The organism is Halomonas sp. LC1, assembly GCF_030247125.1.
Taxonomy (GTDB): Bacteria; Pseudomonadota; Gammaproteobacteria; order Pseudomonadales; family Halomonadaceae; genus Vreelandella.
Genome location: NZ_JASSPG010000005.1, coordinates 298,985 through 312,892 on the forward strand (window position 1 = coordinate 298,985; position 13,908 = coordinate 312,892).

The 13,908-nt window shown below is 61.1% G+C and carries 13 protein-coding genes; 5 read left to right on the plus strand and 8 right to left on the minus strand.

Going from position 1 to position 13,908, the window contains the following annotated elements; translation table 11 throughout:
- Window positions 1–5: 5 nt before the first annotated feature.
- Both QIT27_RS10335 and folK read right to left on the minus strand, forming a co-directional pair.
- On the minus strand, window positions 6–827 hold the full coding sequence (locus QIT27_RS10335; protein WP_285263745.1) for a flagellin N-terminal helical domain-containing protein: 822 nt from the start codon (window positions 825–827) through the stop codon (window positions 6–8).
- Between the two features lie 109 nt (window positions 828–936).
- Window positions 937–1,383 carry a 2-amino-4-hydroxy-6-hydroxymethyldihydropteridine diphosphokinase gene (folK, locus tag QIT27_RS10340; protein WP_253018539.1) on the minus strand — a complete coding sequence of 149 codons (447 nt, stop codon included), beginning with the start codon at window positions 1,381–1,383 and terminating at the stop codon, window positions 937–939.
- Window positions 1,384–1,649: 266 nt separating this feature from the next.
- Between folK and QIT27_RS10345 the strand changes: the two genes are divergently transcribed.
- Complete coding sequence (locus QIT27_RS10345; RefSeq protein WP_285263746.1) at window positions 1,650–2,402, plus strand: SDR family oxidoreductase; 753 nt, start codon at window positions 1,650–1,652, stop codon at window positions 2,400–2,402.
- Between the two features lie 55 nt (window positions 2,403–2,457).
- Here the strand turns inward: QIT27_RS10345 and ybiO are convergent, their stop codons facing one another.
- From ybiO to trhO, 5 genes are all read right to left on the minus strand, one after another.
- A complete protein-coding gene (gene ybiO, locus QIT27_RS10350; protein ID WP_285263747.1) occupies window positions 2,458–4,821 on the minus strand; it encodes a mechanosensitive channel protein in 2,364 nt (787 codons plus the stop codon).
- Window positions 4,822–5,020: 199 nt separating this feature from the next.
- Entirely contained in the window at window positions 5,021–5,452 is a 432-nt protein-coding gene (locus QIT27_RS10355) for a YqaA family protein (protein ID WP_159343483.1), read from the minus strand.
- A gap of 19 nt (window positions 5,453–5,471) precedes the next feature.
- Complete coding sequence (locus tag QIT27_RS10360) at window positions 5,472–6,296, minus strand: IclR family transcriptional regulator domain-containing protein (RefSeq protein ID WP_159343484.1); 825 nt, start codon at window positions 6,294–6,296, stop codon at window positions 5,472–5,474.
- 102 nt (window positions 6,297–6,398) lie between these two features.
- Window positions 6,399–7,199, minus strand: a complete 801-nt coding sequence (locus QIT27_RS10365) for an enoyl-CoA hydratase (protein ID WP_285263748.1) — start codon at window positions 7,197–7,199, stop codon at window positions 6,399–6,401.
- Window positions 7,200–7,306: 107 nt separating this feature from the next.
- Window positions 7,307–8,266 carry an oxygen-dependent tRNA uridine(34) hydroxylase TrhO gene (gene trhO / locus QIT27_RS10370; RefSeq protein WP_285263749.1) on the minus strand — a complete coding sequence of 320 codons (960 nt, stop codon included), beginning with the start codon at window positions 8,264–8,266 and terminating at the stop codon, window positions 7,307–7,309.
- Window positions 8,267–8,491: 225 nt separating this feature from the next.
- Here trhO and QIT27_RS10375 point away from each other — a divergent pair, with 225 nt between their 5' ends.
- Complete coding sequence (locus tag QIT27_RS10375) at window positions 8,492–9,181, plus strand: pirin family protein (RefSeq protein ID WP_285263750.1); 690 nt, start codon at window positions 8,492–8,494, stop codon at window positions 9,179–9,181.
- 81 nt (window positions 9,182–9,262) lie between these two features.
- Here QIT27_RS10375 and serA read toward each other — a convergent pair whose 3' ends face one another.
- On the minus strand, window positions 9,263–10,507 hold the full coding sequence (gene serA / locus QIT27_RS10380) for a phosphoglycerate dehydrogenase (protein WP_159343488.1): 1,245 nt from the start codon (window positions 10,505–10,507) through the stop codon (window positions 9,263–9,265).
- A 277-nt stretch (window positions 10,508–10,784) separates the two neighbouring features.
- On the opposite strand from serA, the gene xseB reads away from it, so the two are divergent.
- The 3 genes from xseB to dxs are packed head-to-tail and all read left to right on the plus strand — an operon-like array spanning window position 10,785 to window position 13,876.
- Window positions 10,785–11,060, plus strand: coding sequence for an exodeoxyribonuclease VII small subunit (gene xseB / locus QIT27_RS10385; protein WP_159343489.1), 276 nt, complete (start codon window positions 10,785–10,787; stop codon window positions 11,058–11,060).
- On the plus strand, window positions 11,054–11,947 hold the full coding sequence (gene ispA, locus QIT27_RS10390; protein WP_253018542.1) for a (2E,6E)-farnesyl diphosphate synthase: 894 nt from the start codon (window positions 11,054–11,056) through the stop codon (window positions 11,945–11,947). The genes xseB and ispA overlap by 7 nt, the downstream gene beginning before the upstream one ends.
- 3 nt (window positions 11,948–11,950) lie before the next feature.
- Complete coding sequence (gene dxs, locus QIT27_RS10395; RefSeq protein ID WP_285263751.1) at window positions 11,951–13,876, plus strand: 1-deoxy-D-xylulose-5-phosphate synthase; 1,926 nt, start codon at window positions 11,951–11,953, stop codon at window positions 13,874–13,876.
- Window positions 13,877–13,908: the final 32 nt, after the last annotated feature.

The following is a 13,908-nucleotide window of genomic DNA, read 5'->3' on the forward strand; positions in this document are numbered from 1 at the left end:
TCTAACTACAGCCCTTCCAATAGCCGCAGAATCATCTGCGGCTGTTGGTTCACCCGGGTCAGCATCGCGATACCCACCTGCTGAAGCAGTTGGGCGCGAATAAGGTTGGAGACTTCTTGCGCGTAGTCGGCGTCTTGAATACGCGACTGGGCGGCGGAGGTGTTAATGATGTTGGTGTTGAGCCCGTCAATGACGCTCTCGAAGCGGTTCTGCACCGCGCCTAAATAGCTGCGCTGGCGGTCCACCTGCTTCATGGCCTCATCCACGACATCCATCGGTTTGGGCGTGGCCGAGCCATTATCTAATACGCTGAAATTATCCAACCCCAGCGCCTGACGCCCCATGGCAGAAAAGCGCACGCCAATCACATCCCCGGCGTTGGCCCCTACCTGAATATTGAGCGTTTTATCGCTCTCGATCAGCCGGATGCCGTTAAAGTTGCTCTGCTCGGCAATGCGATCGATCTCTTCCAACCGTTGGTCGATTTCTAACTGGATAGACGCCCGATCCGCTGATGAATTGGTGCCGTTGAGCGCCTGCACGCTGAGTTCGCGGATGCGCTGCAGGCTATCATTGATCAGGTCCAACGCGCCTTCGGCGGTTTGCACCATCGAAATGCCGTCGTTGGTATTGCGAATCGCCTGGTTCATACCGCGAAGTTGTGCGCCCATGCGATTGGCAATCGCCTGACCTGCCGGGTCATCCTTGGCGCTATTAATACGCAGCCCCGACGACAGACGCTCCATGGAGGTCTGCATCGCCTGCTGGCTACTGCGTAGATGGTTCATCACCAGTAGCGACGTGATATTAGTCGCAAGGCTGATCACGGGAGTGACCTCGAAATGAGCGCGACATGCGTGGTTAGCATCATTATCGACCGATAACCACGAAACGTGAGGCCTATACCTCAATAATATCGCGCATGCGCGTACAGAGTTACGAAGCCGGGCCTGCGCTGAGCGAGCGCCCGCTGGCCGCCAGCACGTCATCGACTGGACCACGCACGTAATCATGCTGGAAGTAGCCGTCGTCCACGACGTCGCCGTCCCAGGCCACGATATCCAAGTCCATGGTTCGCGGCCCGGATTTGATCGGCCCACGCACTCGCCCCAGGCGGTGCTCGACCGCTTTCAAATAGGCTTTGAAGGCATCACGCTCTAGCGTGGTGCGCACCACCAGCGCGGCATTGAGAAAATCGGGCTGCTGCTGAAAGCCGACCGGTGCCGTGCGGACGGCTTCGGAGCGAGCCACCAGTTCGCATTCACTGCTCAATATCTCTAGCGCCTGGGCGAAGTGGTGCTCTGGTTCAATATTGGACCCCACTGAAATCACGCACTCGTGGTACCGGGTGCTAGGTGTTGCATGTGACGACGTTGTTGGCATAGCGACATCCCAGATAAAAGCCGATGATGGAGTAACGAGACAAAGACGCTGACAAGATGCTTTCCAACAGCCGCGACGTTCACCGCGCCGTCATGGTTCGACGGGCTGATGTAAAGCGCTGATGCACAGCATCGAACCGCGCTTCCACAGAGTAGACCGTTGGCCATTTTGTTCAAGCTCTGTACAAGTTATTGACAAACGCTGCGCTCACGCAGAAAGTCTGGGGTATCAACGCGCGTCATTCACAACACAGCGAGGGATTCGTCATGCCAACACCTGCGGCACTTGTTACCGGCGGCGCCACACGCCTTGGCCGCCATTTTGCGGAAGCATTGGCCGACAAGGGCTTCGATATCGCCCTGCATGTCAACAGCTCCCGAGGGGAGGCCGAAGAAGTCGCCACGGTGATTCGTGGCAAAGGAAGGGAGTGCGAGATACTTCCCTGCAACTTTCTGAGCGACTCGCTGGAGACGCTGATTCAACAGGTGAAAACACGTTTCCCCGGCTTGAACGTGCTGCTAAATAGCGCCTCGGCCTACGAACCTGCCCCCATCGCACAGACCGAGCTGGCCATGCTGGAGACCCAGTTTCGGGTCAACATGTTCACCCCACTGCTCCTCACACGCCATTTTGCCGATGCGGTAGAGCACGGTCAGGTGATCAACATCATCGACAACAAAGTGGCCTACCACCAGTACCCGTATGCGGCGTACCTGCTTTCCAAGAAAAGTCTGGCCGACATGACCCGAATGGCCGCGCTGGAGTTTGCGCCACGCCTGCGAATCAACGGTATTGCGCCGGGTGTGGTGTTGCCGGCCTCACAACGCACGAGCGACTACATTCAGTGGCGTATCGAGGGTATTCCTGTGGATCACCAGGGTGACCCGGCCCATCTTGTACAAGCTTTGCATTACTTGCTGGATAACGCGTTCGTCGCAGGGCAGATCCTCTTCGTGGATGGCGGCGAGTCGATCAACCTGGAAGGTCGTCACTCCGAGAACTACCCTGGCCAGCGCTGACCCAACGCAATGAGGCCGCCCGAAGGCGGCCTCATGCACGTCACGATCTCAACGCTTAGGTTTCGTCGACATCGTCATGGTCCGGCTTATGGTGCTCCGGCTCATGCTGTAACGCGTCTTCGCTACGCTCTGACAACGGTGCCGTGTCGGTACGCTTCCGTTCGGCTTTCGCTTCCAGAATGCGCACGTTGGCAGGCGGTGTCTTGCCACCTTTGGTTTCACCAAAGTAGAGCGTGGTATGCGGGAACGGAATCTCGATGCCCGCCGCATCGAAGCGCAGCTTGACCAAGCGGTTGTAAGCACGGCCGACGGCCCACTGGTCGCCCGGCGTGGTTTTGATCACCACGCGGATGTTCACCGAGCTATCCGCCAGGGCCGTCACACCGGCCACGGTCAGGTCGGCCAACAGCTTGTTGCCATGCTCGTCGCTGGCCTTGAGATCTTCGAAGGCAAGCTGGAGCTGCTCGATGGCTTCGTCGATGCTCTCGTTATAGCCAATGCCGTATTCGCCCACATGGTTGCCGTACTCACGCATGTAGTTGGAGACGGTATCGACGCTAGAGAACGGTACGATATGGTACGTACCGGATAGGTCGCGAATCCCCACCGAACGAATGCTCAGACGCTCCGCCGTGCCGGTAATGCCACCCACGGTCACCACGTCGCCGGTATTCATGGCGTTTTCGACCTGAATGAACACCCCGGTGATCACATCCTGCACCAGCTTCTGCGCACCAAAACCAATCGCCAGACCCAGTACACCAGCACCGGCAATCAGCGGCCCGATGTTAATGCCGATTTCCGAGAGCACGATCATGCCGGTGATGGTCACCATGGCGATCGCCAGCGCATTACGGAACAGGCTCAGCAGCGTTTTGGCACGGGCAGAGGGTTCGCCATGCCCGGTTTCCGGGTTGAGCTTGTGCTCGATCAGGCTCGCCAGACCCAGCCATACGCCCAGCGACACCACCAGAATGACCGCCACGCTGATCAGGTTACCCACCAGGTTGGCACCGCGCTCGGAGGCGTACCAGGCGGCGAGATCAAAGGCCCCCCAGGCATCCAGCACCACCATGATCACCGCAACGACGATCACCGTGCGCAGCACGCGCAGCGCGTTGGGCACGTAGCTATTCAACCGGACTTCCAGCAGCGGCAGCTTACGGCGCAGGTCATCGGAGAGTTGAATACGACGACCAATGGTCTGTGTCAGGAACGCAGACAGCAGCAGGCCCACGACCACGGCGCCGAGCGTCTTCAACGTCGCGAAGAGGACGAAGGGCAGTGCATCGCCAGGACGGGTCAGGGTCAGCACGAGCACCATCAGGAAATAGATCAGCGCGAACAAATGCCATGTCCGGGCAAAGAGCTGCAGCGACACGCGGCTGGCCGTCAGCGTCGAGCGAGCGCCCATTTGATTCAGGTTATCGCGCAGACGCACGCGGTTTTTGAGCACCACGCCCACCGCATAGATGAACGCCAGCAGCATGATCAGCGTGCCGACCGCCTGCCCCAGAGAGGCCGCGATATAGAAGTTGACCAGCGGCACGACGACCATCAAGCCATACCCCACCATGCCGATTAGACGCGCCAGCCAGCGATTCCAGTAGGATGCCTCTTTGGCGGAAATCGGCAGCAGGCGGAGGCCTTCGTAGCGCGAGGAGAACAGCATCCGCACACCGGCCTTCAGCAGCTCGATGATCAGGAAAGCGTTCAAGAAGAGTGAGGCACGGGTAGAGAGCTCACCGGTTTCCCCCACCGCAAAGGTCGCAATCAGGTTACCGCCCACGTACGCCAGCGCTACCAGCAGCACGTCCAGCACGGCGGCAATCGCCACGCAGAGCACCAAACGCAGTACCGGGGTCAGGCCAGTGCCCTGCTGCGACCAAGCGCTGATCTTGGTAAACAGCGACTTTGCCAGGCGGCGAAACACCATGAAAATGGCGAAGGTCGCCACGATCACGATGCCTAGATTGATCGCGGCACTGATGAACGCCGCCATATCGAAGCTGCTGCCCGTACCCTGGCCGGAGAACATGTTGCCGACGATGGCCACGGCCTGCTCGATCTGCCCACCGACATCGCCCACCACGCGGCTGGTCAGTTCCGCCAACTGGCGGGGCAGCGACACGTCTTCAGGCGCCACGTTGCCCCCTGCTGCGGCCGCTTCTGGCGACAGCTCGGCCGCCACACCGGCGGGCAGCTCGGAGGCTTGATTGCGTAGCAGTTCGATCAGCTCCTGGCGGGCCTGCTCGTCTTCCAGCAGGTCGGCCAGCGCCGCATAAGAGGGTTGCTCTTCAGCGGCAGGCGCGTCGCTCTCGGCGCCTAGCGTGGTTTGCGCCATGGCTGGCCCGGCCAGCATGGCGAATAGCGTCAGCATCCAGACGCCTAGCCAGGGTAGTAAACGTAGTGACGTCACACCATAACCTCCCTTTGGGTGAGTATTTGCCATCCTGCATTCGTTAAGTTTCAGCCTATTAATGTTAAACACAGGATAGTGCATCCGCTAAGAATGCCAGCGTTGTATAACGCTTTGATTGAAGTGGCTAGGGTAACATGCCTCTATGCCAGAGACGTTAACGCGCCCGTTTTTTGCGCGCCAATGAAACCCGACCCCGTCATTGACAATGGGGTGCCAGCCACTGCTGCGCCATGACGATCAGCAGGCCGTAGCGCGCCCCTTTGGCCAGCACGATCCAGAGCAGTGCCCGCCACCAGGAAAGACGCATGACGCCCGCCAACACGGTGAGCGGGTCGCCAATCACGGGCACCCAGGAGAGTAGCAGGCTCGCTTCGCCAAAGCGGTGATACCAGCGCTCAGCGCGGGCAAGCCCTTGAGGCGACACTGGAAACCAGCGCCGATGTTGATAGTGGCGAGCGTAACGACCCAGCGCCACGTTGATCAAACTGCCCAGCGTATTGCCCGCAGTGGCGACAAGCCACACACCAACGGCAGGTTCGCCCATGCACCAAAGCCGCGCTAACCATACTTCCGAGCCGCCGGGCAGCAGCGTGGCGCTGGCCAGCGCCACCCAAAACAGGCTAAACACGTCACGTGCCCTCTAACGTTTAACGGGGCAGTTGACCACCGAGCTGCTGGGTGATCTCCGCCGCGATTTGACGCACCAGCGCCCCCAGCACCAGCAGGCGCTCTTCGGGAATGCGCGCCATAGGGCCCGAGACGGAGATGGCCGCCAACGGTGTGGCATGCTCATCGAAAATACAGGCCGCCACGCAGTGCAGGCCAATGGCATGCTCTTCCCGGTCGCAGGCAAAGCCTTGGGCGCGAATGGCGGCCATTTCCGCCTGGAGCGCCTCCGTTTGATAGAGGGTATTTTCAGTGACACGGGCCAGCTCGTAGCCGCCTTCTAACAGCGCGCTGCGCTCCTCCTCGCTCATCCACGCCAGCAGCGCCTTGCCCACGCCGGAGGCGTGCAGCGGCGCACGGGAGCCCAGCCGCGTAATCATACGCATCATCTGCGGGGATTCGTTTTGCGCCAGGAAGACCGCCGTGGCGCCATCGCGGATACCCAGGTTCGCCGTTTCGCCGGTTTCTGCGGTTAAACGACGTAAAAACGGGCGGCTTTTGGCCACCACGTCGCGAGCTTCTAAAAAGCTGTTACCAATGCGGAAGGTTTTGACGTCGATGCGCCACAGGCCCTGCTCGCTCTCCTGGGTGACAAAGCCCTGGCTTTGCAGCGCCTGCAGCAGGCGGTGGGTGGTGGAAGGGGCAAGGTCGGCCATCTCCGCCAGTTCCGAGAGCGCAAGACCCAAGGGGCTGGCGGACAAATACTCGAGTAGCGTGAGGCCGCGTACTAACGATTGGCTATGCCCACCGCTGGCTTTGGTGGCTCCTGCCGGACGTCCGACTGACCTGCGCTTGGCTTCACTCACCTGAGACTCTCCTGACGGCGCTGAATGACGTAAAAAGCCAGCAGGATAACGCGCTGCGCGGGCGCTGTCGCGTTTACGGAAACAAATTCCACCATTGGATGGCTAGCGGTGTTGCCACTGGGGCGGGCGTTTCTCGATAAACGCATCGATCCCTTCGGCCACGTCGTCGGCCAGCATGTTGCACGCCATGGTGTCGCCGGCAAAGACGTAGGCCTCATCCAGTGGCATCGCCAACTGACGGGCAAACATGGCTTTGCCGGTACGCACGGCCACCGCGCTTTTCGCGCAGAGGCTCGCGGTGAGCGCTTCAACCTCGGCATCAAGCTCGCCTTCTGCGGCGACACGATTTATCAGCCCCCACTCGGCGGCGGTGTCTGCGCTGATAAACTCGCCGGTCAACAGCATCTCCATGGCCCGCTTTCGGGGCACGTTGCGCGAAAGCGCCACGGCCGGGGTCGAGCAAAACAGCCCCACGTTGATGCCGGAAACCGCAAAGCGGGCGCTGCTGGCGGCCACGGCCAAATCGCAGCTAGCGACGAGCTGGCAGCCCGCAGCGGTGGCAATGCCCTGCACCTTGGCGATCACCGGCACGGGCAAATGGACGAGGCTTTGCATCACCTTGCCGCAGCGCGCGAACAGCGCTTGGTAGTAGGCTTTATCCGGGTTCGCGCGCATCTGCTTTAAGTCGTGGCCTGCGCAGAAGGCTTTACCGTTGGCTGCCAAAACCACGCAGCGCACGTGCTCATCTTGGATAATGTCATCCAACGCAGCTTGCAGCGCTTCCAACATCGTTTCCGACAGCGCATTGAAGCGCTCGGGCTGATTGAGAGTAAGCGTCACGACGCCCCCCTGCGCGGTGCGCAGCAGGCAGTCGTGGGAAGGGGACGCATGAGGGGACGACATGGCAGGCTCCTGAGCAGACGTTGCTACCCAGTCTAGCGCTTGCTTGGGCCGCCGAGGGCGCGCTACGACCAAAGTGGCCTCCCGCTCGGCGGAAGGCCACCTTTGGATTACGCCTTCTCGCGGGCGTCCTGGCGAGGGTTGTAACCCAGCGGGTGGGGTTCGCCGCGCGCCTTGGCCAGCTCGATCTGACGCTGACGCTCACGGGCGGCGGCGCGGGTTTTCTCGGGCAGCGAGTCGATGCAGTGGGGGCAGCTAATGCCCGGCTCATAGGCCGACGACTGCATATCTTCCTGGGAGATCGGCATCCGACAGGCGTGGCACTGCTCGTGCTCGCCTTCGGTGAGGTCGTGGCGAACGGTGACCCGGTTATCGAACACGAAGCATTCGCCGCGCCACAGCGACTTCTCTTCCGGTACCTTTTCCAGGTAGTTCAGCACGCCGCCTTTCAGGTGGTACACCTCTTCGAAGCCCTCTTTCAGCATGAAGCTGGAGGCTTTCTCGCAGCGGATACCGCCGGTACAGAACATGGCGACCTTTTTATGCTGCTCCGGATTGTAGTGCTCGCGCACGTACTCTGGAAACTCGCGGAAGGTGGTGGTTTTCGGGTCTACCGCGCCTTCGAAGCTGCCAATCGCCACTTCGTAGTCGTTGCGAGTATCGATCACCAGCACTTCGGGATCGGAGATGACGTCGTTCCAATTCTCTGGCTCTACGTAGGTGCCCACGGTGTCGTTAGGGTCGATGCCCGGCACGCCGAGGGTGACGATCTCTTTTTTCAGTTTGACCTTGGTGCGGTAGAACGGCGGCTCGTCGCAAAATGACTCTTTGTGGTCGATATCGGCCAAACGCGGGTCGGCGGTGAGCCAAGCCAGCAGCGCGTCGATACCTTCGCGGCTACCGGCCACGGTGCCGTTGATGCCCTCTTTGGCCAGCAGCAGCGTGCCTTTCACGCCGTTATCCAGCATGGTTTGGCGTAGCGGCTCGCGCAGCGCTTCGAAATCGTTCAGGGTGACAAATTTGTACAGCGCCGCCACCACGATGGGCGGTGTTGGAGTCGGGGTCGTCATGGAGTGCTCCTGGTAGTCGCCCTCGCAAAGGGCGGACCGGGTGAAATGAACGCGCGCATGATAGCAAAAAGCGCGCCCTCGGTGCATCTCGGCGCGTTTGACGCAGATCAAAGGGGCGCCAATCGTCGATTATTTCGACGACATCATTGAGAAAGCTTCACCCCACGTCACGCGCACTCGGTCGTATAGTAGGTGGCAACTTAACTCAGTGATGAGGTGCTTTTCATGAAGATTCGTCGTTCCAACGAGCGGGGCTACGCGGACCACGGCTGGCTGCGCTCTTACCACACGTTTTCGTTCGCCAATTACATGGATCCCAATCATATGGGCTTCCGCGCGCTGCGGGTGATCAACGAAGACCGCGTGGCCCCCGGCCACGGCTTTGGCGCCCACCCCCACCGGGATATGGAGATCATCTCCTACGTGCTCGATGGCGAGATGGAGCACAAGGACAACATGGGCAATGGCGAAGTGATGCGCCCAGGCGATGTGCAGCGCATGTCCGCAGGCACGGGCGTACTGCACAGCGAGTTCAACCACTCCAAAGAGAACGGGCTGCACTTTCTGCAAATCTGGATCGAAACCGCCCAGCGTGGCATTCAGCCCAGCTACGAGCAGAAGCACTTCCCCACCGCCGAGCGGCAGGGCCAGTGGCGCTTGGTGCTCTCCCCAGATGGTCGCGATGGCTCGGTGAGCGTGAATCAGGATGTCAATCTGTATGCCAGCCTGCTGAGCGCCGGAGACCACGTCACGCCCCCGCCCTCACGCTACGCATGGCTGCACGTGGTGAGAGGGGCCGTCGACGTGAACGGCGAACGACTCACCACCGGCGATGCCGCCGCTTTTACGCCGGACGAGCACGTTGAGCTGACTAGCCACGACGCCAGCGAAGTGCTGCTGTTTGATTTGGCCTAACAGCACCTAACTAGCAAGTGATATAACGCAAAACGGCCCCGTTGGGGCCGTTTTGGTAACAAGCGCTGGCTAGCTATTTGCTTAGCTATTCTGCGCCGAGTAGAGCACGCGAATCTTCAGCGTGTGCTCTACTTGCTTCAGCGCTTCCAGCGCCTGCGGGCCGTAAGCCTTGTCGACATCGATCACCACGTAGCCGACCTTATCGTTGGTCTGCAGATACTGGCCCGAAATGTTGATGCCGTTTTCCGACAGCACGCGGTTGATCTGAGAAAGCACGCCGGGCACGTTGTCGTGAATGTGCAGCAAACGGTGCTTGTCCGGATGCGCGGGCAGCGCCACTTCGGGGAAGTTGACCGAGGTGACCGTGGTGCCGTTGTCCGAGTACGTGATCAGTTTTTCGGAGACCTCGATACCGATGTTCTCCTGGGCTTCCAGGGTAGAACCCCCGATATGCGGCGTCAGAATCACGTTATCCAGGCCGCGCAGCGGGCTTTGGAACTCTTCGTCGTTGCCTTTCGGCTCGACCGGGAAGACGTCGATGGCCGCCCCATTGAGTTTACCCGCTTTGATCGCTTCGGCCAGCGGCTCGATTTCTACCACGCTGCCCCGGGCAGCGTTGATCAAAATCGCTCCATCTTTCATGGCCGCAATCTCTTTCGCGCCGATCATCCAGCGGGTAGAGGCCAGATCCGGCACGTGCAGGCTGACCACGTCAGAGCGACCGAGCAGCTCTTCCAAACTGCCGACCTGGCTGGCGTTGCCCATGCCCAGTTTGGTGATCACATCGTAGTAAATCACGTTGAAGCCGAGCGATTCCGCCAAGACGGAGAGCTGTGCGCCGATACTGCCGTAACCCACGATACCGAGGGTTTTACCGCGCGCTTCGTGGGAGTTCTTCGCCGACTTCAGCCAGCCACCCTGGTGGGCGCGGGCGTTCTTTTCAGGAATACCACGCAGCAGCATGATCGCCTCTGCCAGCACCAGCTCGGCCACCGAGCGGGTGTTGGAGTAGGGCGCGTTGAAGACCGCGATACCGCGCTTGAGCGCCGCATCCAGATCGACCTGGTTAGTACCGATACAGAAACAGCCAACACTCACCAGCTTCTCGGCCGCCTCGAACACGCGCTCGGTCAGCTGCGTGCGGGAGCGAATACCGATAAAGTGAACATCGCGAATCTTCTCGATCAGCGCCTCTTCATCCAGCGAGGTCGGCAGATGCTCGATGTTCTCGTAACCGGCGTTGTGAAAATTGTCCACCGCGCTTTGGTGGACGCCCTCGAGTAGCAGGATCTTGATCTTGCTCTTTTCCAGGGACGTTTTGGCCATGGCTGAATCAACCTCTATGGTCGGCGGCATGCGCCGTGTATCGGTTCACGGGAGGCCCGTATGGTAGCACAGCCGCTTGCGCTCCCGGTGGCTTGCCACGATGAAAAGTGTGCGCTTTCAAGATGAACGAAGCGCAAGTCGACGAATCAACCGATAGCGAGGGCAGACGCCACCCCCTCGCCTCGGTGTATACTGTGCGTTTATTTGACAGCATCCGCAGCCACACTCGTCGCCCTGGCGGACACTAGGGCGCCCGGAAAACGGTAGGCACTGCCCGATGAGCGACACCACACCCCCACAAGATTTTGCCGCAACGGTTGCCCAGCTCGAAACCATTGTGGAACGCCTGGAGTCCGGCGAACTCTCATTGGAAGACGCGCTGACCGCCTTCGAACAGGGCGTGCGGCTCACCCGCGACGCCCAGCAGCGCCTCGACAGCGCCGAACTGACCGTGCGAGCGCTGAGCGAAGATGCCGACGGCAAACCAAACGTTGCCCCGTTCGCAGGCACCCAGGAGGCTGGCGACGACAGCGAGGAGACGCCGCCATGGTAACCGCTCACGCCTCTCGACTGACCACGCTGCGCCAAGCCAGCAGCACGCGTGTGGACGCCACGCTGGCCGCGCTGTTCGATGCTCGCCCAGCGGTCGATGAGCGTTTGGAAGCGGCCATGCGCCACGGGCTTTTGGTAGGCGGCAAACGCCTGCGCCCACTGCTGGTCTATTTAGCGGGCCAAGCCCTCGGGGCGAGTGACGAAGACCTAGATGCTCCCGCGGCGGCCATCGAGCTGATTCACGCCTACTCGCTGATTCACGACGACCTACCCGCCATGGACGACGACGACCTGCGGCGCGGCCAGCCCACGGTGCACAAAGCTTTCGACGAGGCCACCGCCATTTTGGCGGGCGACGCCCTGCAGGCGCTGGCGTTCGAAGTGCTGGCCAGTCGCCCTTATCCTCGCTTGGGCCAGCTAGTCACCACGCTGGCGGTCGCCTCTGGCCGCGACGGCATGGTGGCTGGCCAGGCGCTGGATTTAGCCGCCGTGGGCGGCCATCCGGATGCCGACGCCATGGCGCACATGCACGCCCATAAAACCGGCGCGCTGATCGTGGCGGCCGTGCGTTTGGGCGGACTGGTCGCGGTGGAAGAGGACGACCCGCGTCTGGCCGCGCTGATTCGCTACGCCCGCGCCATTGGTCTAGCCTTCCAAATTCATGACGACATCCTGGATGTGACGGGTGACACCGCCACGCTGGGCAAAATTTCCGGCGCTGACGCCGCCCGTGCCAAGCCCACTTACCCAAGCTTGCTGGGGCTTTCGGGGGCGCAGCGCAAAGCGAACACGCTTATTGACGAGGCCATTGCCGCCCTCGCCCCGCTAGGCGAGCAGGCCGCACCTCTGGCCGATCTTGCCCACTATATGATCGAGCGCGACCACTAACACATGCCTATGAAGCTGTTCGACGAGATACCCCGCGAGCGCCCGGCGACGCCACTGCTCGACTCTTTTGATCATCCCGCCGCGCTGCGGGCCATGAACGCCAAACAGCTCGCCCAGCTAGCGGATGAGCTGCGCGCCTACTTGCTCTACAGCGTGGGCGTCACTGGCGGCCACTTTGGCGCAGGCTTGGGCGTTGTCGAGCTCAGCGTCGCACTGCACCACGCCTTCCACACGCCGAAAGACCGCTTGGTGTGGGACGTGGGCCATCAAGCCTACCCGCATAAAATCCTCACTGGGCGTCGCGATGCCATGCTGAGCATCCGCCAGCACGGCGGCCTGGCGGCATTTCCCCGCCGGGCTGAGTCCGAATACGACACCTTTGGCGTGGGCCACTCCAGCACCTCGATTTCTGCCGCCCTGGGCATGGCCCTGGCCGCTCAGGCGCAGAACGACCCGCGTAAGGTCTGCGCCATCATTGGCGACGGCGCGCTCACCGCCGGGATGGCGTTCGAAGCCTTGGCCCACGCCGGCCACGTCAACGCCAACATGCTGGTGATACTGAACGACAACGAAATGTCGATCTCAGAAAATGTCGGCGGAATTGCCACATACCTTGCCCGGGTGCTCTCCAGCAAGCCCTACCTCAAAATGCGCGAAGAGGGTAAAAAGGTGCTCTCCCATCTGCCCGGCGCCCTGGAGCTTGCCAAACGCACCGAAGAGCACATGAAGGGCATGGTCAGCCCCGCCACGCTGTTTGAAGAGATGGGCTTTCACTACTTTGGCCCCATCGACGGCCACGACCTCGAGGCGCTGACTCAAACGCTGCGTAACCTGCGCGACCAGAAAGGCCCGCAGTTCCTGCATATCAAAACGGTCAAAGGGAAAGGTTTCCTGCCCGCCGAAGCCGACCAGATTGGCTACCACGCGATTACTAAGCTGGAAAAAACCACCACGACCGTCAGCGCTCCGCTAGTGAAGCAAGCAGCGGCCCCCAAAAGCGCTGCGAAGAAAAAATACTGCAACGTGTTTGGCGACTGGCTATGCGACATGGCCGCCGCCGACCCACGCCTCATGGGCATTACCCCCGCCATGGGGGAAGGCTCGGATCTGATTCGCTTCTCGCAAACCTATCCCGAGCGCTACTTCGACGTCGCCATCGCCGAGCAGCACGCGGTCACCCTGGCCGCTGGCATGGCCTGTGAAGGCATGAAGCCGGTGGTGGCGATCTACTCCACTTTCCTCCAGCGCGGCTACGACCAGCTGATTCACGACGTGGCGGTGCAAGATCTCGACGTGACGTTCGCCATCGACCGGGCAGGCCTTGTGGGTGAAGACGGCCCCACCCACCACGGCAGTATGGATCTTTCGTTCCTGCGCTGTGTACCAGGCATGGTGATTCTGGCGCCTGCCGATGAAGCCGAATGCCGCGCCATGCTCAGCGCCGCCTACCACCATCCTGGCCCGGCTGCCGTGCGCTACCCCCGTGGCACTGGCCCCGGCGCGGTGATTCCAGAGCATCTGGAGCCGCTGGCGATTGGGCAAGCCCAGGTGCGCCGCGAGAGCACCAGCGACGGTGTGCGCATTGCGCTGCTGGCGTTTGGCAGCGTCAATAGCGCCGCCGCCGAAGTGGCGGAAAAGCTCAACGCCACTCACATCAACATGCGTTCGGTGAAACCGCTGGATCGCGACGCCGTGCTCCACGCGGCAGACGAGCATGAACTACTGGTCACCCTGGAAGAGAACGTGATCGCGGGCGGTGCGGGTAGCGCGGTGAACGAGCTACTGAACGCCGAAGGCGTTCAGGTGGAAGTGCTGAACTTAGGCTTGCCGGACGCCTTTGTGGAACACGGCACTCCCGCCGAGCTATTGCGCGACTGCGGCCTGGACGCTGAAGGCATCGAGCGCGCCATTCGTGCCCGGCTGCCGTAACCTTTGCGTGTGGCCCACGCGTTTTTAACCTA